1 rRNA gene is annotated in these 239 nt (G+C 54.0%); it reads right to left on the bottom strand.

What is annotated here, in order from left to right:
- Positions 1 to 41 precede the first annotated feature (41 nt).
- Positions 42 to 239 (bottom strand): 16S ribosomal RNA (locus K0040_RS22645); the annotation flags it as partial.

Genomic DNA, 239 nt, shown 5'->3' with positions numbered 1-239 from the left:
AAAGAACCCCCAAAATTAAACAGGAGGTTAATTCTCCCAGGGAAGGAGGTGAGCCAGCCGCACCTTCCGATACGGCTACCTTGTTACGTCTTCACCCCAGTTATTGATTTCCCCTTCGACACTCGCTTCCCAAAAGGGTTAGCTAAGTGGCTTCGGGCGCCCCCAACTTCCGTGGTGTGACGGGCGGTGTGTACAAGACCCGGGAACGCATTCACCGCAGCATTCTGATCTGCGATTAC

Origin of the sequence: Terrisporobacter petrolearius, from assembly GCF_020748185.1 — a bacterium.
Taxonomy (GTDB): domain Bacteria; phylum Bacillota; class Clostridia; order Peptostreptococcales; family Peptostreptococcaceae; genus Terrisporobacter; species Terrisporobacter petrolearius.
This window is presented reverse-complemented; position numbering and strand designations above follow the sequence as displayed.